The organism is Edaphobacter lichenicola (assembly GCF_014201315.1).
In the GTDB taxonomy this organism is placed as follows: domain Bacteria; phylum Acidobacteriota; class Terriglobia; order Terriglobales; family Acidobacteriaceae; genus Edaphobacter; species Edaphobacter lichenicola_B.
In genome coordinates, this window is record NZ_JACHDY010000001.1 from 1 (window position 1) to 26,266 (window position 26,266).

Sequence of the window (26,266 nt, forward strand, 5' to 3'; positions counted from 1 at the left end):
TCGTTAAAAATCACACGCACCAGAGAAGGCCTTGATGTCCAGCTTCCCGCAAAAGCGCTCGAACCCATCGCCACCGTCCTCGTTCTCAATACCAACTAGATCGAATCAAACTCTTCGGTAAGATCGAAAAGGGGCTCTCGCGAAGAAAGCGATTCAGTGAGAGCAGAGAGGGAAGCCCACCATGCATTGGCTCTCACACGAACTCTCCTCTTGTAGCCTTGGCGAATGCAGTTCGCTCCTGCCCCATGCGTCAGGACGAGACAGTCGCCAACCGGATCGGTCGGGTAGTGCAGAAATCCTCGAACTGGCAGCCATGCTGCGGAGCCTCATAAAATTCCCGGAAGTTGTTCACAGCAGGAATCAAGTCGTGGCCCACTGCTCCCCGGCTCCAACCGTAAGCTGGTACTGCTTCCCTCTACGGGGATTGTAGACTAGCGCGGGACGGAAACAAGCGACACAGGTCCCACCGGGGTTGCGGACGCTCGGATAGACGACTCCATTCGATCCGGCGTGGAGTAGCAGATCGGCGAGTGCCTGGCCGGGGGCGTAGCACTCCGGCACTGGTTCGGGCAAAAGGCAAGTCTCTATCTCGTGCGGATCAAGGTGGCTGTACACGCCAGAGAAGTCTGCAAGAAAATCTTGATAGTCGAAGGTTAGGGTGGCAGTGATACGCGCGTCTTGTAGGAATCGGCGCTTATGGAAGGCGACCTCTGCGAACGAAGTCTCCAATTCCACTCCGGCGTACCATGCACCACGTCGGGAGTTGTTGAAGCGCGATCCTTGCGGGTGCGGGTGGCAGAAGGCCGCGTTGACAATGTGAGCCTCCGGTACTCCAAGCAGCAACTCACCGGGACCGATCGCGATGTTTTCTCCTTGCTCGGCCAGCTTGCGCTCGTTGGTTGCGGCATCAAGCTCAGTGAGATCGGAGATGACTTCTGCAGGGAGCGAGAGCGTTTCAAGAACACTGCTGTCAGCATCCGCGTATTTCGTTGGGATGAGACGGTGCGTGCCATAGTGCTCGATGGGCTTGGGAAACGCCATTCCTTACTGACCGCCCCTGGCTGCATCGAGCAGGCTGCGAACCTGCTGCATGGCGGGGATGCCGCGCAGTACGTAATCCAGAGGAGGGCGGCCTCGGAATAACGGGTTGTCATTAGGCCGCGTCATCCACTGGTCGGCCAGCTCGTCGGGCAGCAGGATATGAAGGGACTTGTAGATGCCTACAAGATAGGAGATTCGCGTCAGCTCATCGGGACCTAGTGTCTTCGGGACGGACTTCAGCTTGTAGACGCTCGACCGTGGTCTGTCGCCGAGCAGGTCTCCAGCCTGCTCCATGGAGAGGCCCCATTTTTCTATGATCGCGAAGAAGCCACCAATAGCAGAGTGGCTCAGTCGCTCGCGAGTCTCCAAGCGGCTCAGGTCGGGCGTGACCTCGAACTGGTATCCGGGGGCGGTGTGGATCGGAAAGGCGGACATTGAGATCTTCCTCCTCAAGTCATAGTCTCATATTAGACAAATTTTGTCCATAACGAGAACAATTCTTGTCTTTTCATTCGCTCGGGGGCGGGCGAGATTCGCGAAATTACGCCTTGCGGCGAGACGCCTCTTTTCGACGAAGTTGCCCGAGGTGATACGTGAAACGTATCACCCGATAAATGGAAAGTATTAGACAGAACTCTTCTGTCGAGAGAGGCTAGGCACATTAAAGCACTGTATCTGCTCGTCATTCGGATGAGTGACGGGGGTACTCCGAAATCACTGCAGTGAGGTGTGCCATTGATGAACCGCCTGACGACTGATGTAACAGCGATTCTTGAAGGAACTCAACCTAGGCAAGCCGCGTCTCCAGATAACCGCATGCGTAAACACGCTCGCAGGGCGTTAGAAGCCGAGCCACTGCTTACTGCCGACGACGTTGCAAAGCGACTGAATGTCAGCACGGATTGGGTTTGGGATCATTCCTCACGAAAGAAGCCATTGCTTCCGGTGATTCGCATGGGAGACGGAACACTTCGCTACCGCTCGAGCGGAATCGAAGCCTTCATCGATGAACGAGAACGAATCTCTTCCCTAGGCCGCCGTGCCAGCTAAAATGGAAGAGCCCACTGTCTTCCCCCACAGAAATTGAGGAGCCGATGGGTATCTCGCATCAGGCGGGTTCGATCGTCCTGCGTGGGAAGGCTTGGTATGGCTTCTACCGCAAGGACGTGATCGACGCCACAACTGAAGATGTCCGATCCGTTCGCGTGTGCGTTCGGCTCGGCCTGAAATCGCAGATGACGAAGCTCAAGGCGCGAGATACGCTGAAAGCTGAGATCGCCAAGCAGACTGGCCAACTCGCGGACGGCAGAATCCTGAAGGATGGATCTGTCACCTTTGAGTGGTTTGTTCGCAACCGCTACTTTCCGCTTCGACAGGGAGATTGGCGACCCGAGACGGCGATAGAGAAAACGGCTCAGATTGAAATCGATTTGATTGCGAAGTTCGGCTCTCGAACCATCGAATCGATCGATAAGTTTGAGTTGCAAACGCATGTGAACCATTTGGCTAGAACGTATTGCCAGGATCGGGTGAAGCAGGCGCGCTCTTATCTGAAGTCCATCTTCGATGAAGCAATCGAGCAAGAGTTTCTGGTCAAGGATCCGACCCGGACACTGAAGATTCCCAAGAATCTCCGGCCGAAGGACAAACAGATTCTGACCTGGGAGCAATTGCGAGCGGTACTGAAAGCGGCATCAAAGCGGGATCGCATCCTGCTTATGCTGGACATGACCGACGCCCTTCGCCCCAGCGAACTCTTCGCTTTTCGCTGGAAGTCCTTCGACGACGTGAATACGTTGTCGATCACCGAAACGATCTACCGAAGGAAGATTCGTCCCTTTGGCAAGACCCCAGGGAGCATGACGAAGGTTCATCTGCCGGATGGACTTGTCGCCGAGCTCAGGCAGTGGAAGTTGGAATGCCCAGACCCATCTCCGGACGCGCCGATGTTCCCGAACGCGGACGGCGGATTCCTGGACCCGTCCAACTTCCGGTACAGAGTTTTGAAGCTAATTCGGGAGGCGTTGGAACTCCGAAAGCTGAATTTTCAGGTGCTCCGGCGGACCATCGCCACCCGGGCACAGAAGCTGGGTTCAGTGAAGGATGTTCAATCGCACCTGCGGCACTCACGAGCAGATACCACAGCAAACGAGTACATGCAGGAGCTTCCGGAGAGTGTGCAGCAGATGGTAGGAACGGTCTACGCGATGCTCACGTCGACGCCAACCGAGCAGCAGAGGGCAGGTAGGTTTGAGCCGGTATAACCGGCGCAGTTGGTGCCAGCCGGTAAAGTTTGGCATCAAATGGCATCAAACCACTTCCGCCAGTGTCGCTAAGTTGTTGATTTGATGGTGGGCACAGCAGGATTCGAACCTACGACTTCCACCGTGTGAAGGTGGCACTCTACCGCTGAGTTATGCGCCCGGAATGGCTTCGGCTGACCGCGCGAGCCGTTCGCCCAAGCCTTTGTACAGAATAGCATTCCTCGCCTTCTAAAACCAGATTCCCACTCATCACGCAGTAGTTGCTGGAGATACGCAGTAGCTACGGGGAATACTTGGGGGCACGCTTTCGATAACGGTACAATCGGCCAGTAGAAATGTCCTCTCCCTCTCCGAATTTTCGTCACCGAGACCCCCATGCTCCCCCTGAACAGGAAGGCGCGGAGGAGATTCCAGCGAAATTTGATCAACAGGCGCAACCCCGCGAGGAAGATGGGGTTGAGAATGATATGGCTACGCTGGCGATCAATCCGAGACTCTTTGAAAACCTTCCGGTTGCAGAGACACACCGTGCGGCCGGCGACTTTGGACAGATGGACGACGCGGCAATCATGCTCGAGTTGAGCGCCGGAAACATGGCCGGGTTCGACTTTCTCATCCAGAAGTACCGCAAGCCCATTGTTCACTTCATGTATCGCATGGTGCACAACCAGGCCGTGGCAGAGGAGCTGGCGCAGGAGGTCTTCCTCAGAGTCTACCGTTCTCGGGAGACCTATCGTGCTGAAGCCCGGTTCAGCACCTGGCTCTACCGGATCGCGACCAATCTGGGAGTGAACTACGCACGCGATACCCGGCACGAACGGACCGCTTCTACCGTCTATCTTGACGAGGCCGACTCCGAGACGGGGACGACGCCCGATGTTGCGGACTCCACGCCCGATGTCGAAGCCAAACTCCTGAGGCAGGAGCGTCTGAATGCTATTCGCGAGCATGTACTCGCGCTTCCGGAGCGACAACGTATGGCCGTACTCATGCACAAGTACGAAGGGATGGATTACAAGCAAATTGGAGATGTTCTCAAATTGAGCGAGTCCGCCACGAAGTCGTTACTCTTCCGCGCCTACCAGACGCTGCGCGAAAAGCTGAAGGCTTTTGTTTAGGTTCGATGGAGTTTTTTACGCGCGCCTCTTGAACGCGCTGCAGAAAAGAGATTGGGAAGGTCCACAATGATCTGTAAAGACTGTCAATCCGCAATCGTTGATCTCCTTCTGGATCCGGCTGCGCCTGCGAGTCGAGAGATGCAGGCCCATATCGAGTCATGCGCCGCCTGCGCCCAGGAGTTCAAGTCGATGCAGGCGACCTTCGCGCTGCTCGACACCTGGCAGGCGCCGGAGCCGTCGCCTTACTTCGATCAAAAGCTGGCTGTGCGTCTCCGCGAAGAGCAGGCACTGGCACCGGCCGGCTGGTTTGAGAAGCTAAAGGCTCGCCTGCTCTTCAATACAGGGCGCCAGCTTCGTCCAGCGCTTGCCGGTGGCCTTGCACTGATCCTTCTGGTGGGCGGCGAAACCGTTGCCAATCTCACCGGATTTCATCACTCAGCTCCTCAGACGTCAGCGGCGGTCCAGGACCTGCAGATCCTCGATAAGAACGATCAGGCACTGCAAACGATGGATCAACTCCTGCAAGACGATGCTCCGGCCGATGATTCCACGGCCCAGCCCAGCAGCTAGTCTCCGGTTCGACTTCAAGAAAATTGATTGAAGGGAGATGGAACACGATAAGCTGCTGTAAACACAAAGTTTTATGGAACTGCGTTTCTTCTACTCGCTGAAAACATGCCATTTTCTCTTCATTTACGGCGTTTTGCTCGACTAGCTACTGCCGGGATGATTTTGTCATCCACGATGACGATTGCCTTGGCCCAGCCGGCGCCTGCGCAGAGAGCCGGGGGGGCATTCCGTGCGCCCGTCGCGCAGTCGCGGCCCGCTCAGGGGCCGGAGCCGAAGCGAAATCAGGAGCATCTGGCCCAGTGGATGAACCGTCACAGCAACCTTCCCCTCGCGGAGCAGCAGCGCGCTTTGGAAAATGAGCCCGGCTTTCGCGATCTTCCGCTGCCGACCCAGCAGCGTATGCGCGATCGCCTGACGCAACTGAATAACATGTCGCCGGAGCAGCGCCAACGGATCCTTGACCGCACCGAAGCGATGGAGCGTCTCACGCTGCCTCAACGACAGCAGGTTCGCGGTGCGATGCAGCAGCTTGGCGGGCTTCCTGAAGATCGTCGCCGTCTGGTTGCGCGTGCCTTCCGCGACCTTCGCGAGATGCCTCAACCCCAACGCCAGGCTATCCTCGACTCGGATCGCTTTCGCGGCCAGTTTTCCGATCAGGAGCGGAGCACACTCTCCAATCTCCTTGCTGTCGAACCATATCTTCCTGTTCGGCGGCCAAATGACGGGACTACGTACGGAAAATAACCCAGCTCATTTTACGGAGTCGTCGACAAAGAGGTAGCCGCCCGAAGGCGGCTATTTTTGTTGCAGGGTGGGGGCGGGGCTATGGGTGAGGGACACCGTCTGCTTTTTGGCCCAGCTTCTAGAGGCTATCTCCGGAGGTAGACGATCAAGCCAATCAGGATTGCGGCGAGGTGATCGCGAAGTCCAGACAGATCCGAGATATCTCCTGAACGGTCTCCCTCCCCATAGTGGATACAGTCTGCGCTGGTGCCGGTTTACTATCCATACAACTTTGGCAGAACCCGTATGGTTCCTTTGCGCGAGGGGAGTAGCAGCGCCCTTGACCTGACTGTGCTGCTCGTCCTAACCTATTGGTATGCCTATGCAGCACAGCTTTTGTTGTTGTCGCCGCTCCCCGCTGGCCTGACACGCGTGCTCCAAGTCTGCTGATCAGGCGGACTCCAATTAGTCTTCACATTCCATAAATCGTAAGAAAGAATCGAGATCTTCCATGAAGCTCTTCGCCAGTCTTTTTCTGGTTGCAATCTCTGCCGTTGCTCAGGGTTCGAAGCAACGTGCAATCGCCGGTCCCTGGGTGGGCGACGCTACTGTCCATGGGCAGCAGGTTCCTGTTCGTCTCGAAATTACCAGTAGCGGTAATGGTCTTCAGGCGGCTCTGCTCAACGGCCCACTCAATGGCCCAGACCGCAGCCCGGCGTCTGGCGTCAGCTATGTTGGCAATCATCTAGTGGTCACGTTCAACTACTACGCTCGAACGCTCGATGGGACAGTAACGGATGGGCATTTGACGGGAACCTTCGGCACGATTGCTACACGCTATCCGGTCAGCTTGAGTCTGCATGGCTCTGCCGGCACTGAGACGAAGGCGGATGGTCCGGCTATTCCTGGGGATTGGGAGGTGGAGGTTAAGTCGTCCAAGGGCGAGTCGGCGTGGCAGCTTCGCGTCGAACCCTCTGCTCAGTCGAAGGAAGTGAAGGCGGTGATTCAGCGCATTGACGGGGATACTGGTGCTCTTTACGGAAGGTGGACAGGGCGTGAGTACGTGATTGGGCATTTCACTGCTGCTGGGCCTGCGCTCTATAGCTTGACTCCGCAGGCCGATGGGACGTTGCTGGTTTCGAATAAGCTGCGGGCGGATGTGAATGAGCAGCAGAATCTTGTCGCACGGAGGCCTGCACAGGCGCGGGCTGCGGCGCTCCCTGGGATGACGGATCCTACGCAGCAGACTACGGTGAAGGACCCGTCGGCGCGGTTTGCTTTCAGCTTTCCGGATCTTAGCGGGAAGGTTGTTTCTAACACCGATCCGCAGTTCGATGGGAAGGTTGTGATCGTTGCGATTGGTGGGTCTTGGTGCCCTAACTGCCACGATGAAGCGCCTCTGCTGGAGAGCCTCTATAAGCAGTTTCATAGCCGGGGATTGGAGATTGTGAACCTCTCGTTTGAAGAGGCGGATCAGTTGAAAGATCCGACGAGATTGCGGGCTTTTATTGAGAAATATGGGCTTACTTACACGGTTCTGGTGGCGGGAGAGACGGAGCAGTTGAATGAGAAGATTCCGCAGGGGGTGAATTTGAACTGCTGGCCTACCTCGTTTTTTCTGGGGCGGGATGGGCGGGTCAGGGAGGTTCATGCGGGGTTTGCGGGGCCGGCGAATCCGCCGGCGCATGAGGCTCTGGTGAAGGAGACTACCGAATTGGTGGAGCGGCTTCTTGCCGAGCCGGTTCCCACTCAGTCGGCTTCGCGTTAAATTTCTATTTGTTCAGAAAAAAGTTTGGCCCCGGGGAGACCCGGGGTTTTGTTGTTTTTGCTGAGGTTTTTGCGGGGTGTTTTGGAAAAACGTGGTGGTTGGACGTGGTTTTTGCTGGTGTGAACGTGGTGGATTGCGTGGTAAACGTGGTGAGAAAGACGTCGTTTTTTGACGACGAAAAATACGCCACGTTTTTCAACTTTATTTTTGGATGGCGCCTATGGCAGTGTGCCTGATGGTGTAGAGACTGCAAACGCAGATTCCCTTCGGGAATGACAAACAAAAGGCCAAGACGGCTCTACACCAGCTGCGGCGTTGCTCCAGGTGCGGTTCAGGTTGTGATGGGTTCGTTGTAGATTCCGAATTCGGCTATGCCGAGGGGGCGGCCTGTGCCTTCGAGGGTCAGGCGAACGCGTTGTGCGGTGACCCGGCGAAACTGATGGAGCTGGAAGGTGGAGGGGGTTCGACCGCTGAGGATGTCGATCCATCTTCCGTTGTTCGTTCCGCTACCTGTTCTGTTGTTCGTTCCGTTATTCCAGAGTTGCAGGCGGTAGGAGGCGATTCTGCTGTCTGGTCCGTACTGCTGGAGGTAACGGGGCTCGACGATGGAGACTGTATTGAAAGACGTCGGCTTTTCGAAGGTGATTTCGAGCCACGGCGAGGTGTCGCTTTCTTCGCAGATCCAATAGCTGTCGAAGTTGTTATCGTTTGCGAGGTCGGGGCCGATGGTGTCGGGGCTGCTGCTGGCGAACGACGGCTTGGCGAAGGCGAGGTTTGGGGTGGTGATGGCGACCGAGGGTTGCAGGCGGGGAGAGGGGCCGGGGTGCTTCCACAGCTGACCGATCTCCGCGAGCCGGCTGATGGCATTTTCGTCGAATCGTCCGCCGGTGTTGGGCGCGACGTTGAGGATGAGGTTGCAGTGTTGCTGGTTGAAGGGGATCAGCCACTCGTCGACGATCTGCCGGGCGGAACGAAGCTCCTGCGTCGGGTAGTCGCGCTTCCAGAACCACTCGCTCTGGAGGGTGGTGGCGGATTGGGAGGGTACGAGGCTGTCGGCGGGGATCTTCTGGCCAGCGTGCTGCTCGTATTGGCGGATGTCGGTGTAGTAGAGGGCGGAGCCTGGATACTGGCTGGCGTTGTAGTCAGTGACCAGGCAGTTGGGCTGGAGGTGCTTGACGTGGTCGTAGATCTCGCGGAAGGGAAGCTGGTCGTAGGTGATGCGCGTCCAGGGGGCGTTCCAGCCGTCGAAGATCATGGCGGTGATCTCGCCGTAGTTGGTGAGGAGCTCGGTGAGCTGTGCCTTGATCATCTCGACCTTGCGGGGTGTGATCTGATAGGGCCGGATGTCGGCGCGAAGATCGAAGATGGAGAGGTAGAGGCAGACCTTGAGTCCGTGGCGGCGGAACGAGTCGACGTAGGCGCGGACGATGTCGTGTGGGAAGGGCGAGTCTTTGACGCTGAGGCTGGAGGTTGCGGTGGGCCAGAGGCAGAAGCCGTCGTGATGCTTGGTGGAGAGACAGCTGTAGGTCATGCCGGCGGAACGGGCAGCCTGCGCCCACTGGTCGGTGTCGAGATGCGCGGGGTTGAAGAGTTGCGGCGAGGCTTTGGGGTCGCCCCACTCGCGCTGCTCGAAGGTGGCCATGTTGAGGTGGAGGTACATGCCGAAGCGGAGGTCGAGGAACTCCTGCTGGAGCTGGAGTAGGGGCTTGTGTGGGTTAGCCTGTGTTTGCGCGGTCAACCGGGTTGCGCTTCCGATCGATTGTGAGGCTGCGATCAGGCCGTAGGTGAACTGTCGTCGATTGATTGCTGACAAGATTAGATTCCTTGTGTCCTGCCGGACGGGCCGCCTGCGCGGCGGGCGCCCACTTCGTGGGGTGTATACCTTTTCTGGGTGAGGTTAGCTGCTTCGGGCCTCCCGTTGGTCGGCGGGGAAGAGGTTAGTTTTTGAAGAAGTTTTTGGCCAGGAAGATTACGTTGGCTGGACGTTCGGCCAGACGTCGCATGAAGTAGGGATACCACTCGGGGCCGAAGGGAACGTAGACGCGGACGCCGAAGCCCTCGGCGGCGAGACGACGCTGAAGGTCGCGGCGGACGCCGTAGAGCATCTGGAACTCGAAGGCGGACTTGTCGATATTGTGCTCGCGGACGAAGGTTCGCATCTGCTCGACGATGGCTTCGTCGTGCGTGGCGATGCCGCAGAAGACGCCCTTGCCGTTTGCTGGATTGGAGAAGGTGACTACGCGCTTCATGAGTTTGACGTAGTTGGCGTCGACGTCGGACTTGGCGGGGAAGGCGATCTCAGGGCCTTCCTTGTAGGCTCCCTTGCAGAGGCGGATGCGGATGTCCTGGTTGAGGAGGCGTTCGGTGTCGGCTTCGGTGCGGAAGAGATAGGCCTGGAGGACGGTGCCGACTGCGCCGGGGAATTTGGCGGCGAGGTGCTCGGTCATGGCAATGGTGGCTTCGGTGTAGGGGGAGCCTTCCATGTCGATGCGGACGAAGGATTGGACGTGGAAGGCGTGCTCGACCATCTCGCCTACGATGCGCTCGGCGAGGGCGGGATCGAAGTCCATGCCGACCTGGGAGAGCTTGACGCTGACGTTGGCGTTGAGGCCGCGGGTGTGGATGGCGTCGAGGAGTTCGTGATAGATGTCGGCGGAGTTGCGGGCTTCGGCTTCGGTGGTGACGGATTCGCCGAGGGAGTCGAGGCTGACGGCGATGCCTTCCTTGTTGACGCGCTGGCAGGCGGCGAGCGCCTCCTCAACTGACATGCCGGCGACGAAGCGGCCGGACATCTTTTTTCCCATGGTGGAGCGCTCTGAGAAGGAGCGCAAAGACTTGTTTTGAGAGAGAGCAATGAAAGCAGATCGAAGCAACCGAAATCCCCTGATTCGCCAACAGGCGAGAGTTCTATTGTTTCATGGGATGAGTGCGAAGGGCGAGGGGCTCGTTTGCGTGGATCTAGTTATCCGTTCTTATGAGATATCTGCTGTCGCGCAGATGTTGGTGGAGGTTGGCCAGATGGAAGAGGTATTGATCGAAGCCTGTTGCCATCAGCTTCATCATCTCGGCCCTCTTGCCTACTGCGGCCATGAGATAGCACTCTCGGCCCAGGGAGGAGTAGAAGTTAATGTTGTGGCGGTGCTTGTTCTGGCTTTGAAAGAAGCCGGCGTAGAGGAGAATGTGCGCGCCGGCAGACTCCATCCAGAGAGGATTCTTCGCGCTGGTGAGCTGGCGCATCATGAGTTCGGCGATCTGGGTGAGGTCGGCAAATTGACGGAACTCCTGATCGCCGGGGTTGTAGTCGGGGGAGAGGACCTCGGCTCGATCGACCGACTGCAGGCAGAAGTGACCGAGGACGCTTGCGAGGTATACGCCGGTGGAGTCGCTGATCTGGGACCACTGCTCACTTCCTATCGACTCGTGGAGATGTGAGGCCCAGAAGTTGAGTGCTCGTTCCTCGGTGACTCCGTATAGATCGTCAAAGTAGTTGGTTGATGACATCTGTATCCCCCGCGTCAGGTTTGGCGATAGGGCATTGTTATCCCGTAGTTGTCATGGCGGGAGTGTTTATTTTGCTTGGGTGTATCCAACTGGGTACACGTTTCTCTTCGTTTTGGGAAGATACTGTCCTGCCGGACGGGCCTCCTGCGTGGAGAGCGGTCACTTCGTGACTTGTATACCTTGTCTTGGTGGGGTGGTGCGCGTGGTCCTCCCGTTGGTCGGGAGCTAGAAGCCGGGTGGGTTTTCGCTGGCTACGTTGAAGTGTGTTTCGAGGGCGAGGCCTGCGCGGGCTATGGTGCCCTCGTCGAAGAGACGGCCGATGAGGGTTACGCCGTGTGGGACTCGGCGGGGTGGGTTGAACTTGGGGAGGGGTTTGGTGGGGTCTGGCGCCCAGTCGCTACGGGCCTCGGAGACTTCGACGAAGCCGGCGCGGAGGGTGAGGGAAGGGTGGCCGGTGAAGTTGGTGAGGGTGAGGATCTCGTCGCGGAGGGAGGGGACGAGGAGAAGATCGACTTCGGACATGATGCGGGCCATCTCGACGGCTACCATGCGGCGGAGGCGGTCGGCCTGGACGTAGTCGACCGCGGAGAGGAAGCGGGACTGGCGGAAGGTATTGGGCCAGGCGTCGGGGACCTGGGCTTTGAGCTGGTCGAGCTGGTGGTTGAGGGTGATCTCCTCGAAGGCGGCGGCGGATTCGGCGAAGAGGATGAGGTCGAGGTTGTCGTAGGGCCAGTCGGGGAGCGTGACTTCGACTGGTGTCATTCCTAGAGTGCTGATGGCGGCTAGGGCGGCGCGGTCTACGTCGGTGGCGGGGGCTTCCTTCATCCATTGGGGGAAGTAGCCTACTTTTAGGTTTTTTGTGGGTGCCTGGGCGTCGAAGTCGAGCTTGCTGGGGACGCAGGAGACGTCTTTGCCGTCGGGGCCGGTGATGGCGTTGAGGACGAGCATGGTGTCTTCGACGGAGCGGGCCATGGGGCCGAGTTTGTCGAGGGACCAGCAGAGGGTCATGGCTCCGGTGCGGGGGACGCGGCCGTAGGTGGGACGCAGGCCGGTGACGCCGCAGCGCATGGAGGGGCTGACGATGCTGCCTCCGGTTTCGCTGCCGATGGCGAAGGCTACGAGGCCAGCGGCGGTGGCTGCGCCTGGGCCTGCGCTCGAGCCGGAGGAGCCCTCTTCGAGGAGCCAGGGATTCATGGTCTGGCCGCCGAACCAGACGTCGTTGAGGGCGAGAGCGCCGAGGGAGAGCTTAGCGATGAGGACTGCGCCGGCGGCGTTGAGGCGCTCGGTGACGGTGGCGTCGGCGGTGGGGACGCGGTGCTGGAAGGGTTCGGCGCCCCAGGTGGTGGCGATGTTGGCGGTGTCGAGGAGATCCTTTGCTCCCCAGGGGATGCCGTGGAGGGGGCCGCGATAGTGTCCGGCGGCGATCTCGGCGTCGGCGGCTTTGGCCTGGGCCAGGGCGTGGTCGCGGGTGAGGGTGATGATGCAGTTTACTTTTGGATTGAGCCGCTCGATGCGCTTGAGGTAGATCTCGGTGAGACGGGTGCTGGTTAGCTTGCGGGTCTCGATCCAGCGGGAGAGCTGGTGGACGGGGGCGAAGGCGATGGCTTCGTCGGTGGGGGGGAGTGGGGCGTCGGAGTGGGTGCGGAGGAACTCGTTTTTTGCGGGGAGTGTGGGTTGGCCGAGGAGGATGGAGTTGACGGTGGAGTAGGGCGCGATGGCGTCGGGGATGGCGACTTTGCGGGGGCCGGTGCGGCGTTCGTAGAGAGGAGCCATGGCGGCGCGCCAGTTGCCTGCGGCCTGGGCTCGGTCTTTTTCAGTGAGAGGGAACTGGACCAGCTTTTCGGCTTCGGAGAAGGTGGCGGGGGAGACCTCGGGGCCGACCGAGGGTGAGGTGCCGAAGGCGGGTGGTGCGCCGGGAGTGGTTGGGGTGGAGGGGGTTTGGGCGAGTGCAGAGGCGGAGGCGAGCAGGGTGAGGGTGCTTTGGGTCAGGAATTCGCGGCGGGATTTCGACATTGGTTCCTCTGGGGAGGATTGTAGCGGGAGAGGCGCTGGACACCGAAGAGACTTGTCCTGCCGGACGGGCCCACTGCGCGTGGCGCGGTCACTTCGTGACGGGTATACCTTGTCTTGGTGGGGTAATGTGCTTGGGTCCCTCCGTTGGTCGGGCTAGTCGGGGACCTGCCAGCCTACTGGGGATTGGGCGAGGGTGATGGTGGCGGTGGCCTGGCTGGTGGTGGCATGGGCCATGGCAGGGAAGGCAGCCTGGACGTCGTGACTCTCCGCCCAGACGGGGACTTCTTTCATCGTGTAGTTGTAGGTGACGGTGGTCTCCTGGAAGCCGTTGGCGACGGCTACGGGTGTGAAGCTGTTGATGCTGGTGACCTCGCGATGGCCGTAGCAGAAGCGCGGGGCGTAGCGGGTTCCGGCGGGGGCGACGGTGTAGCGGCTGACGTGGATGCTGGTCTCGACGGACTTCTCGAGGAGGAGATTTTTGACCAGGGTGTCGAGTTGCCTGGTCTTGTCGGGGTCGCTGGTCTCGAAGGGGAAGCGGGTGTCGGTGAGGAGGCACTCGGGGTGGTCGAGGTAGTGGTTGTTGATGCCGGTGGTGAAGTTGGCAGGGTTGGCGGCGGCTTTTCCGGTGTTGTTGCATCCGGTAAAGAGGAGTGGAGCAATGGTTAGAAGGCTAAGTAGAGCGGCGGCGCGTGCGGTGGAGGCTGGCTTGCTGGGAACGATCTTCATCGCTTCTCCTGTCGATCGAACTTCCTAACTTCTCGGTCAATCTAACTTCTCTGTCAATCTAACTGGTTGGATGCAACTGCGAAGCGTCGTGGGAGTTTGTAACTGCGAGTGGTCCAGATTTTTCGATGTCATGCGTACGCTCGTCAATGCTACTCGGCCAGGATCTCGTCGGGGACGGGGTCTAGTTCGCCGATGGTCTTCATGGTGGCGAGGGTTTGCAGGTTGGCCTGGACTGCAGCCCATTTCGTTGGATCTTTCTTGGTCTCGATGGGAGACTTCGGGTCGGCGTAGTAGGCGATGAGGTCGTGCTTGAGTTGGAAGGGGACGACGTTGTCAGGTTTTTTTGTGATCATGGCGAGAAGCTTGGCGTAGGTCTCGTCGGCCAGGCGGTAGCCACCGGGGCGAATGATGTCGCCGGTGTCGAGGTCGCGGTTGGAGATGTAGTGGTCGATGGTGTCGTAGTTGGTGAGGACCAGACGCATGGCCTTGATGGAGCGATTGACGCTCTTGATATAGAGGTCCTCGGTCTGTTGATTGGGGCCTTTGATGGCGAGGAGTTTGAGGGTGCCGACTTTGGGCAGGATGTAAATGAAGCCGGCATAGAGATGGCTGCGGACGCCGGGTTTTTTGCGGTAGGCCTCCCAGTCGTTGTCGGCTGCGGCCTGATGAAGATCGAGGGCGAGCGCGTCGAGATCGGGGCTGGGGAGGTCTTCGGGGAAGTCCTTTTTGTGGAGGAGGGTTTCGGCGCGGGCGATGTTGGGCAGGAAGCGGCGGACAGAGTAACGATAGATGCGGATGGAGGTCTGTTTGCTGCCGATGATGTCGGGCAGACGCAGTCCGTAGGTCTCGAAGAATGCCTTGCGCAGAAGAGGCATGGGGACCTCGAGGCCTACGAATTTGGTGTAGGCGGAGGGAGCGAAGCGGAGTTTGCTGAGCTGATTGATGTCGAAGGCGAACTCGGTTTGGACGTGGGCGTGGGGGTTCTCCGCGTAGTTGACGGAGGGGCCGTACCTTTGTCCGAGCTTGGGGAACTCGACGGGTACGGATTGGTTGATGGCATATTTGTGACCGAAGTTGTCACCGATGTAGTGCGAGAGACAGCCGATGGCGAAGGCCAGGTCGTCGGGGGTCTGGGCGTTGTGGAGAAGAGAGAGGACGAAGTCGCCGGAGCGGACGTAGTGGGTGAGGTTGGAGAAGAATGCGTTGCCGAAGGGGTAGTAGCCGAAGTCCTGAATGGCGCTGCCACCGTAGGCGTAGGCGTGGGCCTCCTGGAGTTGGGCCTCGGTGAGGGTGGGGAATTTTTTTAGCAGGAGTGGGCGGATGGACTGCTTCCAGGCGAGATCGATGATCGCCTGATGGGTCTGGACGGAGTAGGGGACCGCGGGGATCGCCGTGAGGAGCAGAGCCGCGAGGATTATCGTTTTGAACAGGGTGGTCCGGGGATGGGTGCGAATGGTGTTGGTCCCTTCTGGCTGCTGTCGCGCTGCACCTTTCACACTTTACATAGCTCGGGGGGCGGAGGAAAGGGTTAGGGACGATGCAGTCGATGTGGGTTCGGTGACAGCGAGAGGCGGTTTATTCGCTGAGGATCTATTCGCTGAGGATCTATTCGCTGAGGATCTGGGGTTTGTGGTCCAGGTCGTGGCCGAAGGCGAAGTGTTCGACGAGCATGCAGAAGATGTGCTCGAGGGCGAGGTGGGACTCCTGAATGTTCTGGGTGATGGCGGAGGGGATGACGATGTTGTAGTCGCAGAGGGGGCGCATGAGGCCGCCGTCGTTGCCGGAGAGGCCGATGGTGGTGATGCCGATCATCTTGGCCTGAGTGATGGCTTTGACGATGTTCTTTGAGTTGCCGGAGGTGGAGATGGCGAGGAAGACGTCGCCGGGCTGGGCGAGGGCTTCGATCTGGCGTGAGAAGAGATGGTCGAAGCCGTAGTCGTTGCCGGCGGCGGTAAGGATGGAGGTGTCGGTGGTGAGGGCGATGGCGCGGAGGGCGGGGCGATTGACGGTGAGGCGGACGACGAACTCGGCTACGAGATGCTGGGCGTCGGCTGCGGAGCCGCCGTTGCCGGCGACGAGGAGCTTGTGGCCGGATTGCATGGCAGTGGCGGTGAGTTTGGCGATGGAGATGAGGGTGTCGGAGATGGTTTCGTCGGCTAGGACGGCTTGCAGGGTGGCGATGGACTGAGCGAGTTGCTTTTGGACCAGGTGCTTCATGAAGTCTCCGGCGTGGCCTTGGCTTGCTGATGCAAGGGTACGGGATGGGTGGGTGTGCTGTCGAAGCAGGTCCTGCCGGACGGGCCCGCTACGCGCGAGGCGCCCACTTCGTGGGGCGTATACCTTGTCTGGGCTGAGAGAGAGTATGGGTCCTCGCGATGCTCGGGCCGACCAGCGGGAGGAACGTCCGGCAGGACAGATCTTTTTTCCGTCAGCGGAGGTAGCTGTCGTCTTTGTCGATCCAGTCCTGGCGCGGTGGGGCGAAGATGTCGAAGTCGATGGTGTCTTCGAGGGCGGTGGCGGAGTGGGGAAGATTGCCGGGGATGACGAGGATCTCGCCTGCCTTGACAGTGTGAGAGGTCCCGTCGTCGTAGTCGAAGCGGAGTGAGCCCTCGGTGATGAAGGTGATCTGCTCATTGGGATGGGAGTGGCGCGGGACGATGCAGCCTTTGGCGAGTACGACGCGGGCGAACATGGCCAGCGCGCCGGTGACGAACTGGCGGGTGAGGAGGGGGTTGAGCTGCTCGGGTTCGATTTCGTTCCAGCGATGGAGAGTTGCGGTCGACATGATGAGAGCCTTTCGAAGAGTGGTGAATGCGGGTGTGGCGACTGCGAGATGAATTTCTTGCTTTGTGATGCGCGCCGCCTTGTGTAGAGTAAAGCGAACCGGAGCGGTGCAGAGGTGCTTCGCTCCTTTTGACGTATGAAGATTGAGTCGTAGGCTGCCAGATTGGCGAATTGACGGCGTATCTCTTCTCTCCTGCTGCTTTCGTTTATTTTGAAATGACTAACTTTGAAACGGGTGATTGAACCATGCGTCTTCCAGTGGCGAAGGTGTTTCTAGCTTTTCTGTTTGCGCTGATAGTGGGCGGATCGGTGGTGGGGGGATCGCGGGTGATGGCGCAGACGGCGGCTCCTGCGGCGTCAACGGCGGCGCCTGCGGCTTCTTCCTTATCGCTGAGTGAGGCGGACCGGATCGCGGCGCTGGAGAAGCAGAACGCCGATAACGCTGCGCTGATCGCGGCGGCACAGACCTCGGGAGATAACGGCTGGATGTTGGTTTCGGCGGCGCTGGTGTTGATGATGAGCGGGCCGGGGCTGGCGCTGTTCTATGGCGGGTTGGTGCGGAAGAAGAATATTCTCGGCACGATGATGCAGACCTTCGCGATGATGGCGGTGATTACGGTGCTGTGGGCGCTGGTGACGTATTCGCTGGCGTTTGGCGAAGGGAATGCGTTTATCGGAGGGCTGCACAATGTGTTTCTGCATGGCGTTGGGCTGGCTCCGGATGTGAAGTATGCAGCGACGATTCCACTGCAGACGTTCATGGTGTATCAGCTGATGTTTGCGATTATTACGCCGGCACTGATTACTGGAGCCTTTGCGGAGCGGATGAAGTTTTCGGCGATGCTGGTGTTCATGGTGCTGTGGGCGGTGGTTGTTTATAGCCCGATGGCGCATATGGTCTGGGGCAAGGGCGGGTTGCTGAATGCTTCGCTGGGCGGACGGTTTCCTTGTCTCGACTTTGCGGGGGGGACCGTGGTGCATGTGACTTCCGGGGTTTCCGCGCTGGTGACGGCGCTTTATCTGGGCAAGAGGCTCGGGTATCCGAAGGTTCCGATGCCGCCGCACTCGGTAGTGCTGAGTTTCATTGGGGCTTGTTTGCTTTGGGTGGGTTGGTTCGGGTTCAATGCGGGTTCGGCGCTGAGCTCGGGGACGTTGGCTACCTCGGCGTTTGTGGCGACGCACTTTGGCGCGGCGGCTGCGGCGATCGGCTGGAGCGTGGCGGAGTGGATTCGGCAGGGGAAGCCTTCGGCGCTGGGAGCGATCTCGGGGGCGGTCGCTGGGCTGGTGGCGATTACACCCGCTTCGGGCTTTGTCACGCCGATGTCCGCGCTTTGGATCGGGCTTATCGCCGGGGTGGGTTGCTATCTGATGGTGGTGAAGGTGAAGGCGTGGTTTGGTTACGACGATTCGCTGGATGCGTTCGGCGTGCATGGCGCGGGCGGGACAATGGGGGCGATTCTGACTGGCGTGTTTGCCAACAGCGTGATCAATCCGATCTTCGGCGCGGGGAAGGCTACGGGACTGCTTGAGGGGAACGCTCACCAGTTGCTGAACCAGTTGGTTGGCGTGGTGATTGCCTGGAGTCTTTCGATTGTGGGAACGCTGGTGATTCTGTTTATCGTGGATAAACTGATCGGGCTTAGAGTGAGCGAGGATGAGGAGCGCGAGGGACTGGATCTTTCGCAGCACGGCGAAGAAGGATACGATTGGGCGCACTAAGATTCGGCAGAGCATTTCGGCGGTAGAACGATCGGCTCGAGAGGAAGATACGGATATGCAGAAGATTGAAGCGGTGATTCAGCCGTCGAAGCTGGACGCGGTGAAGGATGCGCTGGTGGAGATTGGCGTTGAGGGGATGACGATCACCGAGGCTCGGGGGCATGGGCGGCAGAAGGGGCATACGGAGTTCTACCGCGGGCGCGAGTACTCGGTGGATCTGCTGCCGAAGGTGAAGCTCGAGATTGTGGTGGCGGACGAGATGCTGGATAAGGCGATTCTTGCGATTACGGGCGCGGCTCGGACCGGGACGATCGGGGATGGGAAGATCTTCATCTCGAAGATCGATGAGGCGATTCGAATTCGTAACGATGAGCGTGGAGAGATTGCGCTCTAGGGTGAAGATGTGTCCTGCCGGACGGGCCCGCTACGCGCGGTGCGGTCACTTCGTGACTTGTGTATCCCTTCGGTTGGCGCTCCCGTTGGTCGCGATGAAAGATCTTCCCGTCGACCATCGGTAGGCCGAGGGCGAAGCCGGTATACACGTCACGAAGTGACCTGGCTGTATGCTAAAAGTTCTTTCGAGCAAAAATGGCCATGCCAGCAAACGACTCCACAAGTAGCGGAATGCGTGGGATCTACCAGCGGAAGATGCTGGAGGTTCGTGGCGCGTTCGAGGCGGGGGGCGCTTCGGGGGCAGTGACGATTGCTGCGCGGGCTGGGGCGCTGGATGAGTTGGTGCGCGGCTTGTGGGCGCAGGCGGTTGGGCGGGATTCGCGGCTGGGCAATGGGATCTCTCTGGTGGCGGTTGGCGGGTATGGACGGAGGGAGCTGTTTCCTTACTCGGATGTGGACCTGCTGTTTCTGCTGGATGGGAAGCTTGCTGAGAAGGATGTCAAAGACGCGATTCGGCGCGTGAATCAGGAGATGTGGGACTGCGGGATTCGAGTTTCGCCAGCGACGCGGAAGCTGGCGGAGTGCGAGAAGTTCGACGCGGAGAATGCAGAGTTTGCGCTGTCGTTGATGGACCATCGCTGGGTGACCGGGGATGCAACGCTCTATGACAAACTCGCGGAACAGAGCGTGCCGAAGCTGCTGCAGCGGGAGCATAAGGCGATAACGGTTCGGCTGCTGGAGCTGACGCGGGCGCGCCATGCGAAGTACGGAGATACGCTGTTTCACCTGGAGCCGAACATCAAAGACTGTCCCGGTGGACTGCGGGATGTGCATGTGTGCGGGTGGATGACGAAGCTGCGTGCTGCGGCTGCGTCGACGCAGAAGAAGGTTGGGGACGAGGGGGCCGGGCCGGCTGCCGATGGCAATGAGTTTCGTAAAGCGGTGGATTTTCTTCGGCTGGTGCGGTGTTTTCTGCACTATCGGCATGAGCGGGACGACAACACGCTGGATTGGCAGGCGCAGGATGCAGCGGCTGAGACCGCTGTGGGAATGACGGGTCGCAAGCCGAAGAAGGCGGATGCGGCGTACTGGATGAGGCTTTATTTTCGTCATGCGCGCAGTGTGGAGCGGCGAGTGACGCAGATGCTGGAGGATGCTCCCGCGACCTCTTCGAGACTGCCTGGGTTGAAACGCGAGCGGAAGGTGGAGGTGGTGCAGCATGGCTTTCGCCTGGAGCGGGGTCGGGTAGTGCTGGAGACTTCGACCGAGTTCGGTCATGATCCGGCGGAGGATCCGGATGTGGTGCTGCAGGTGTTTGGGGCGATGGCGCGGACGGGAGTGACGCTGGGCGGGGATGCGGAAGAGCGGTTGTCGCAGGGGCTGCCGCTGCTGTCGGCGCAACTCGAGGAGGGACCGGCGCTGTGGCATCATCTGCAGGGGATATTGAAGGGGGCTTATGCCGGCGATGCGCTGCGGTCGATGCATGCGCTAGGTGTACTGGAGCTGCTGATCCCTGAGTTTCACGGGATCGACGCGCTGGTGATTCGGGATGCGTATCACCGCTACACGGTCGATGAACACACGTTTGTGCTGATCGATACGCTGCATGGACTGGAGAGCGCACAGTCGGGTGGTATGGCGGAGTGGGCGACGCGGCTTGGCGGAGTGCTGCGGGAGCTGCCGCATCCGGAGCTGCTGTATCTTGCTGCGTTGCTGCATGACACGGGAAAGGGCCGGAGCACGGGCGATCATACGCGGGAGAGTGCGCGGATGGCCGAGAGTGTTTTGGAGCGGCTGGAACTGGACACTTACGAGAGTGGGCTGGTGGTGAACCTGATCGCGAATCACCTGGAGATGTCGGCTGCGCTGCGGAGGGATATTTTTGACGAAGAGACGGTGCAGGCGTTTGCGGGAAAGATGCAGACGCCGGAGGCTCTCCGGATGCTGACGTTGTTTACGTATGCGGACATCAATGCGGTGCACCCGGATGCGTTGACGCCGTGGAAGGCAGAGAATCTCTGGCAGCTTTTTATCGCGACGGCGAACTATCTGGACCGCAGCGTGGATGAGGAGCGGTTGGGGGCGCAGGAAGAGAGCGAGCTGGTGCATCGCGTGGTGGCGCTGCTGCCGGGGCAAAAGGGTGCGGTGCTCGAGTATCTGGAGGGCTTTCCGGAGCGCTATGTGTTGACGAGGACGCCGGAGCAGGTACGGACGCACTTCAAGATGGCGATGGGTTTTGCGGGCGATCCGGTGCAGCTTGATTTTCGCTATGCGCCTGCGGTGAGCGAGTTGACGCTGGTGACGCGGGATCGGCCGCAGCTGTTTGCGACGGTGGCAGGCGCGCTGGCGGCGTGGGGGATGAACATCGTTACGGCGGACGCATTTTCGAACCGGCAGTGGGTGGTGGTGGATACGTTCCGGTTTACCGATAGCTTTCGCACGCTGGAGATGAATGCCTCGGAGCATGAGGCGTTTGTGAAGAGCGTGCATGATGTGATGACCGGAGCGGTGTCGGTGGAGAAGCTGCTGAGCGGGCGGCGGCGGGGAAGACGGAAGGCTCCGCTGGTGGAGGTGGAGACGCGGGTTGAGTTTGACGATGAGGCTTCGTCGCACAGCACGTTGCTGGAGGTGGTGACGCAGGATACGACCGGGCTGCTGCGGGCACTGAGTCTGACGCTGGCGGCGCACGGCTGCAATATCGAGGTGGCGCTGGTGGATACGGAGGGAGAGACGGCGATTGATGTCTTCTACCTGACGCGCAATGGCGGGAAGCTGGATAAAAACGAGGAGCGGGTGTTGCGGCGGGCTCTGATGCAGGCGATCGAGGAGAATGCGCGGTAGATTGTGGGGAAGGATTCCATGCTTTGACGTTCCGCAGGAGCAACCCGGCGGGAGTTACGCGCATCTGAGAAGCGGTTTGGGATTTGCTCGCCGCAGGGGGTCGAAGGACTTATCGAAGGATTTATCGACGCGCGGACTATGCGGCGATGGTATGGGGTTTTATTATTAGAAACATGAGCGACAACACAAGTAATGGCCCGACAGCCATTCCGCAAAGGAATGATCGCTACCTCTTCGGCAATCTGGAGAGCTCTGGCAAGAACCATGCGAAGGTCACCGAGGTGAGCTGGGGCGACGAGCAGCCGGAGGGCATTGTGCTGGCTTCGATGGACGCCGCGATCAACTGGGTGCGCAAGAACTCCATCTGGCCGATGACCTTTGGGCTGGCGTGCTGCGCGATCGAGATGATGTCGATGGGCGGGTCGCGGTACGATATTGCGCGGTTCGGAGCGGAGGTGTTTCGCCCGTCACCTCGGCAGAGCGACCTGATGATTATTGCGGGGCGGGTTTCGCAGAAGATGGCGCCTGTGATTCGGCGGCTGTACGAACAGATGCCGGAGCCGAAGTGGGTGATCTCGATGGGGGCGTGCGCGACCTCGGGTGGAATCTTCAACAACTATGCTCTGCTTCAGGGAGTCAATCAGGTGATTCCGGTGGATGTGTACGTTCCTGGGTGTCCGCCGCGACCGGAGCAGCTGCTGTATGCGATCACGCTTTTGCAGGAAAAGATCCAGCAGGAGCGCGGATCTATGCGAAAAACCCTGAATTTGAGTTGATGCATCAAGAAAAGTGCAGTTACTGGATGGGTTCGCCCCTCCCGGTGAAAGAACGTTTTTACCTTACACGCTGGTAACGTATTGAAAATAGTGTCATCGAAGAGTATTTTTTTACCGGATGCATTAGCAACTGAAGTAAGCTGTAAGGAATCGAACCAACAAAACGATCCCTGTAGATGAAGATGAAGGCTCGTAAAAAAAAGCAAGACTTTGAGTGGAGGAACTCGAATGGTTTATCGCCCGTTTCGTAATACACGCCGGTACGTACTGGCTGCATGTGCAGTCAGTCTCGGAGTTGCCAGTCTCAGCGCGCAGACTCCCAGCACAGCCGCCCCGGTGGGGCCGAACCCTTCGCGCATCGACGTATTCCTTGGGTACTCGTACTTTGGGGCTCACGGTCAGGTGAAGCCGGCGGGGATCAATTATTCGTCGATCGACAAGGGTGCGATCGGAAGCGGCGCGTATTACTTCAACAAGTATGTTGGCGGCGAGGTAGTCTTCGCGGCTCATCCAGACGGCAACAATGATGGCCTGTATACGGCCTCCGCTGGACCAATCTTCCGTGCACCGCTGCAGAACTTCACGTTATTCGCGCATGGTCTGGCAGGCGGTGCTCGCCTGGGCGGGCCCAACTCCGAGACGGGTGGATACCACAATCCGTATCAATGGGGACCAAGCCTGACGGTTGGTGGCGGCATGGATTATGATCTGCCGTTCTTCAACAACAAATTTTCTCTTCGCCTCTTCGAGGCGGACTATAAGTACGTTCACGCAAACTACGGTCCGCCAGTTCCTCCTCCGACCGGTGGCGCGATCGGTGGACGCGCGAACCTAAGTGGAGCTGAGTTGAGCACGGGTATTGTTGCTCACTTCGGTCATATCATTCCTCCTCCGCCGGTGACCTACTCCTGCGCAGCTTCGCCTGCGACGGTCTTCCCTGGCGATCCTATTACGGTCACTGGAACGCCTTCGAACCTGAATCCGAAGAAGACGGCGACCTATACCTGGACTGCGGATGGCGGCACGATCACGGGAACCTCGACCACAGCCAACATCGACACCAAGTCTGCGAATCCCGGTACCTACACAGCGAAGGGCCATGTAACCGAGGGCGCGAAGCCGGGCGAGATGGCGGACTGCTCGGCCAGCTACACTGTTAAGGCGTTTGAGCCGCCAACCCTGAGCTGCTCGGCCAATCCTTCGACGGTTGCCCCTGGAGACTCCTCGACGATCACCGCGAGCGGCGTAAGCCCGCAGAATCGTCCTCTGACCTACAGCTACAGCTCTTCGGCCGGCTCGGTGTCGGGTAACAACTCGACGGCGACGCTGACGACGACTGGTGCGGCACCTGGCACGATCACGGTGACCTGCAACGTTGTGGACGACAAGGGTCAGACGGCCTCTGCGACGACCACGGTTACGGTCAACGCACCGCCGCCACCGCCAGCGCCTACGACCAGCCAGCTCTGCTCGATCAACTTCGATCGCGACAAGAAGCGCCCGGCCCGTGTTGATAACGAAGCCAAGGCCTGCCTGGACGATATCGCTCTCAACCTGCAGCGCACCTCGGATGCGAAGATCGCTGTAGTTGGCGATAAGGACAGTGCCGAGAAGAAAGGCGACAAGCTTGCTGCTGAGCGTGCCGTCAATGCGAAGGCCTACCTGGTAACGGAGAAGGGCATCGACGCCAGCCGCGTCTCGGTCTACACCGGTTCGGACAACGGTAAGACAGTGACGACGACGTTGATTCCTGCCGGCGCAACACTCAGCACAACCGGCCTTACCCCCGTGGACGAAAGCGCAGTAACCGCCAAGCCACGGACGGCGCCAGTCACGCATCACCACAAGAAGAAGCAGTAACGATCCGTTGTAGTCACGCACATGGGCTGACTGGGAATGTTCCAGTCAGCTTTTGTGTTGATAGACCTCTTAGTAAGTTCGATAATTGTGTTTTACAGATTTACAGAATGGAACCCTCCCTTGAGTAGATTTCTTCGTCTTCCCGTCACGTTTCTAGCCGTCCTGGTTTTTTTATCCTGCTTTCAGTTACATGCGGCGAGTTGGCTGCCGTACGGTCCAGATGGAGGAGACGCGCGGGCTTTCGCGATCGACCCTCATGACCACACTCATATGTATCTGGGCACGGCAACGGGCTGGATGTATGAGTCGCACAATAGCGGCGGCGACTGGAAGCGACTGGCATGGATCGGCAAGCGGGACGATCTTGTGCTGGATTCGATTGTGGTCAGCGGTGCTGATTCGAAGCAGATCGTCGTGGGTGCGTGGGTGCTTGGCAGCCCGGATGGCGGAATATTTCTCAGCAAAGATGGCGGCCTGACGTGGCAGAGTCCGAGCGAGATGCAAGGGCAGTCGATTCGCGCCTTGACGGCGGCTCCATCCAATCCGAAGACTCTTGTGGCCGGCACTTTGAAGGGTGTCTATCAATCTGCAGACGGCGGAGACCACTGGAAGCTGATCAGCCCCGCAGGAAGCCAGGAGTTGCATGAGGTCGAATCGATTGCGCTTGATCCGGTCGACCCCCAGATTATCTATGCCGGGACCTGGCATCTGCCCTGGAAGACCGTTGATGGAGGGCAGCATTGGACCAACATTAAACAGGGCGTCATCGACGACTCCGATGTGTTTTCAATCATCGTGGACCCTAAGGACCCTAAGACTGTCTACGCCAGCGCCTGCTCGGGAATCTACAAGAGCCAGACCGGCGGAGATCTCTTCAAGAAAGTTCAGGGAATTCCTTCTACGGCACGTAGAACCAGGGTTCTGATGCAGGATCCAACGAACAGCAACATTGTCTTTGCGGGAACCACGGAGGGCCTGTGGCGTACCGTGGACTCGGGCGCGACCTGGCAACGAACCACTGGTCCGGAAGTGATCATCAATGACGTGTTCGTCGACCCGACCAACTCCAACCGGGTGATGCTTGCGACAGACCGGGGCGGTGTGTTGGCCTCTAACGACGGGGGCAACTCGTTTGTTCAGTCGAATAACGGGTTTTCGGCGCGACAGATTACCTCCTACCTCGCGGATGCTTCCACGCCTGGCTCTGTCTATGTGGGGGTGGTGAACGATAAGGCGCTGGGCGGGGTCTTTGCCAGTACGAATGGCGGCCTGACCTGGTCGCAGACGAGTTCGGGACTGAACGGTCACGATGTGTTCAGCCTGGCGCAGGGACCCGATGGCGCGTTGCTGGCGGGCACCCGGCATGGGATCTACAGGCTTCAAGGAGCCACGTGGAGCCGCGTGGACAATGTGACGCTCAATCCTCCGCCTGCACCGCCCTCCAGGACGGGAAAGAAGACTGCGCATGCCGGTGCAGCGTCGGCTGCGCATAAATCGCCGGAGGCCGTGGCGCATAAGAGCGCAGCCTTGCAGCCGGTTCACTCCTTCGAGCCCGCGATCAACGCATTCGCCCGAGGAGGAGACACGCTCTATGCCGCTACTTCGTCTGGTCTCTTCGAGAGTGCTACGTCCGGTCAGAGTTGGAAGGAAGTTCCCGGCTTCGAACCCAGGAGCTGGAACTTTGTAGCTGCCCGAAGGTCAACTGTTCTGGCGTCGAATTTGAACTCCGCGGTGCTTTCGCTGGATGGTGGTCAACAATGGACTCCGATCAAGCTTCCGGAGACGCTCGATCAACTCTCTGCGATGGCCGTCGACGATGCAGGCGGACTTTGGGTCGGAGGGCGGCAGGGCATCTATGTGTCCGACGACAAGGGAGCTACGTGGCAGACGGTCAAAGATCTGTTTCTGCGAGATGTGAACAGCATCTTCTATGACGATGCTTCGCAGCGTGTTCTGATTGCCGCGGGGAGCAAGAATACGATCGCATTCGCCGTCCATCTGCCCGACCGGAAGATTCATTACTGGAACACCGGATGGAATCTCAGACTGATACGTCCGATGGGTGATCATCTGGTCGGAACGACCTGGTTTGATGGCGTGGTGATCCAGCCGCGCATGGTTGATTCCAAGGAGATGGCCAGCCACTGAGATGTGCTGCAGCGGCAGATC

Annotated in this window: 22 protein-coding genes and 1 tRNA gene; 12 read left to right on the plus strand and 11 right to left on the minus strand. The window is 59.2% G+C overall.

Annotation, left to right across the window (positions count from 1 at the left end; all coding sequences use genetic code 11):
- Nucleotides 1-360: 360 nt before the first annotated feature.
- Together HDF09_RS00005 and HDF09_RS00010 are read right to left on the minus strand one after the other, a co-directional pair.
- Nucleotides 361-1,041: an RES family NAD+ phosphorylase gene (locus tag HDF09_RS00005; RefSeq protein WP_183760059.1), complete on the minus strand. Its 681-nt coding sequence runs from the start codon at nucleotides 1,039-1,041 to the stop codon at nucleotides 361-363.
- A gap of 3 nt (nucleotides 1,042-1,044) precedes the next feature.
- A complete protein-coding gene (locus HDF09_RS00010; protein WP_183760061.1) occupies nucleotides 1,045-1,476 on the minus strand; it encodes an MbcA/ParS/Xre antitoxin family protein in 432 nt (143 codons plus the stop codon).
- A 381-nt stretch (nucleotides 1,477-1,857) separates the two neighbouring features.
- Here HDF09_RS00010 and HDF09_RS00015 point away from each other — a divergent pair, with 381 nt between their 5' ends.
- The gene (locus HDF09_RS00015; RefSeq protein WP_183760063.1) at nucleotides 1,858-2,091 is read left to right on the plus strand and encodes a helix-turn-helix transcriptional regulator; all 234 of its coding nucleotides are present in this window, start codon (nucleotides 1,858-1,860) and stop codon (nucleotides 2,089-2,091) included.
- Nucleotides 2,092-2,135: 44 nt separating this feature from the next.
- Nucleotides 2,136-3,305 (plus strand): tyrosine-type recombinase/integrase, encoded by a 1,170-nt coding sequence (locus HDF09_RS00020; RefSeq protein WP_183760065.1) that lies wholly within the window; start codon nucleotides 2,136-2,138, stop codon nucleotides 3,303-3,305.
- Between the two features lie 85 nt (nucleotides 3,306-3,390).
- Here HDF09_RS00020 and HDF09_RS00025 read toward each other — a convergent pair.
- Nucleotides 3,391-3,465 (minus strand) — tRNA-Val (locus tag HDF09_RS00025).
- Between the two features lie 307 nt (nucleotides 3,466-3,772).
- Here HDF09_RS00025 and HDF09_RS00030 point away from each other — a divergent pair.
- The 4 genes from HDF09_RS00030 (at nucleotide 3,773) to HDF09_RS00045 (ending at nucleotide 7,484) form a co-directional block, all read left to right on the plus strand.
- Nucleotides 3,773-4,423: an RNA polymerase sigma factor gene (locus tag HDF09_RS00030; RefSeq protein ID WP_260177690.1), complete on the plus strand. Its 651-nt coding sequence runs from the start codon at nucleotides 3,773-3,775 to the stop codon at nucleotides 4,421-4,423.
- Nucleotides 4,424-4,561: 138 nt separating this feature from the next.
- Nucleotides 4,562-4,993, plus strand: a complete 432-nt coding sequence (locus tag HDF09_RS00035; RefSeq protein WP_260180827.1) for an anti-sigma factor — start codon at nucleotides 4,562-4,564, stop codon at nucleotides 4,991-4,993.
- A 174-nt stretch (nucleotides 4,994-5,167) separates the two neighbouring features.
- A complete protein-coding gene (locus tag HDF09_RS00040; RefSeq protein ID WP_183760071.1) occupies nucleotides 5,168-5,737 on the plus strand; it encodes a DUF3106 domain-containing protein in 570 nt (189 codons plus the stop codon).
- Between the two features lie 490 nt (nucleotides 5,738-6,227).
- Nucleotides 6,228-7,484, plus strand: a complete 1,257-nt coding sequence (locus HDF09_RS00045; protein WP_183760073.1) for a peroxiredoxin family protein — start codon at nucleotides 6,228-6,230, stop codon at nucleotides 7,482-7,484.
- Nucleotides 7,485-7,815: 331 nt separating this feature from the next.
- On the opposite strand, the gene HDF09_RS00050 is transcribed toward HDF09_RS00045, so the two are convergent.
- From HDF09_RS00050 to HDF09_RS00085, 8 genes are all read right to left on the minus strand, one after another.
- Entirely contained in the window at nucleotides 7,816-9,297 is a 1,482-nt protein-coding gene (locus HDF09_RS00050) for an alpha-L-fucosidase (RefSeq protein ID WP_183760075.1), read from the minus strand.
- A 124-nt stretch (nucleotides 9,298-9,421) separates the two neighbouring features.
- Nucleotides 9,422-10,357: a proline dehydrogenase family protein gene (locus tag HDF09_RS00055; RefSeq protein WP_183760078.1), complete on the minus strand. Its 936-nt coding sequence runs from the start codon at nucleotides 10,355-10,357 to the stop codon at nucleotides 9,422-9,424.
- Nucleotides 10,358-10,442: 85 nt separating this feature from the next.
- The gene (locus HDF09_RS00060) at nucleotides 10,443-10,985 is read right to left on the minus strand and encodes a hypothetical protein (protein ID WP_183760080.1); all 543 of its coding nucleotides are present in this window, start codon (nucleotides 10,983-10,985) and stop codon (nucleotides 10,443-10,445) included.
- Between the two features lie 225 nt (nucleotides 10,986-11,210).
- On the minus strand, nucleotides 11,211-12,998 hold the full coding sequence (locus HDF09_RS00065) for an amidase (protein ID WP_183760082.1): 1,788 nt from the start codon (nucleotides 12,996-12,998) through the stop codon (nucleotides 11,211-11,213).
- 153 nt (nucleotides 12,999-13,151) lie between these two features.
- Complete coding sequence (locus HDF09_RS00070; RefSeq protein WP_183760084.1) at nucleotides 13,152-13,724, minus strand: hypothetical protein; 573 nt, start codon at nucleotides 13,722-13,724, stop codon at nucleotides 13,152-13,154.
- Nucleotides 13,725-13,873: 149 nt separating this feature from the next.
- Nucleotides 13,874-15,220, minus strand: a complete 1,347-nt coding sequence (locus HDF09_RS00075) for a zinc dependent phospholipase C family protein (protein ID WP_183760086.1) — start codon at nucleotides 15,218-15,220, stop codon at nucleotides 13,874-13,876.
- Between the two features lie 109 nt (nucleotides 15,221-15,329).
- Nucleotides 15,330-15,941, minus strand: coding sequence for a D-sedoheptulose 7-phosphate isomerase (locus HDF09_RS00080; protein WP_183760088.1), 612 nt, complete (start codon nucleotides 15,939-15,941; stop codon nucleotides 15,330-15,332).
- A 211-nt stretch (nucleotides 15,942-16,152) separates the two neighbouring features.
- Nucleotides 16,153-16,509: a cupin domain-containing protein gene (locus HDF09_RS00085; RefSeq protein ID WP_183760090.1), complete on the minus strand. Its 357-nt coding sequence runs from the start codon at nucleotides 16,507-16,509 to the stop codon at nucleotides 16,153-16,155.
- 245 nt (nucleotides 16,510-16,754) lie between these two features.
- Here HDF09_RS00085 and HDF09_RS00090 point away from each other — a divergent pair, with 245 nt between their 5' ends.
- The 6 genes from HDF09_RS00090 (at nucleotide 16,755) to HDF09_RS00115 (ending at nucleotide 26,245) form a co-directional block, all read left to right on the plus strand.
- Nucleotides 16,755-18,227 carry an ammonium transporter gene (locus HDF09_RS00090; RefSeq protein WP_183760092.1) on the plus strand — a complete coding sequence of 491 codons (1,473 nt, stop codon included), beginning with the start codon at nucleotides 16,755-16,757 and terminating at the stop codon, nucleotides 18,225-18,227.
- 55 nt (nucleotides 18,228-18,282) lie between these two features.
- A complete protein-coding gene (locus tag HDF09_RS00095) occupies nucleotides 18,283-18,621 on the plus strand; it encodes a P-II family nitrogen regulator (protein ID WP_183760094.1) in 339 nt (112 codons plus the stop codon).
- Nucleotides 18,622-18,815: 194 nt separating this feature from the next.
- Entirely contained in the window at nucleotides 18,816-21,461 is a 2,646-nt protein-coding gene (gene glnD, locus HDF09_RS00100) for a [protein-PII] uridylyltransferase (protein WP_183760096.1), read from the plus strand.
- A gap of 173 nt (nucleotides 21,462-21,634) precedes the next feature.
- Nucleotides 21,635-22,237: an NADH-quinone oxidoreductase subunit B gene (locus HDF09_RS00105; protein ID WP_183760098.1), complete on the plus strand. Its 603-nt coding sequence runs from the start codon at nucleotides 21,635-21,637 to the stop codon at nucleotides 22,235-22,237.
- A 228-nt stretch (nucleotides 22,238-22,465) separates the two neighbouring features.
- A complete protein-coding gene (locus HDF09_RS00110) occupies nucleotides 22,466-24,097 on the plus strand; it encodes an OmpA family protein (protein WP_183760100.1) in 1,632 nt (543 codons plus the stop codon).
- Between the two features lie 120 nt (nucleotides 24,098-24,217).
- Nucleotides 24,218-26,245, plus strand: a complete 2,028-nt coding sequence (locus HDF09_RS00115; protein ID WP_183760102.1) for a WD40/YVTN/BNR-like repeat-containing protein — start codon at nucleotides 24,218-24,220, stop codon at nucleotides 26,243-26,245.
- Nucleotides 26,246-26,266 lie beyond the last annotated feature (21 nt).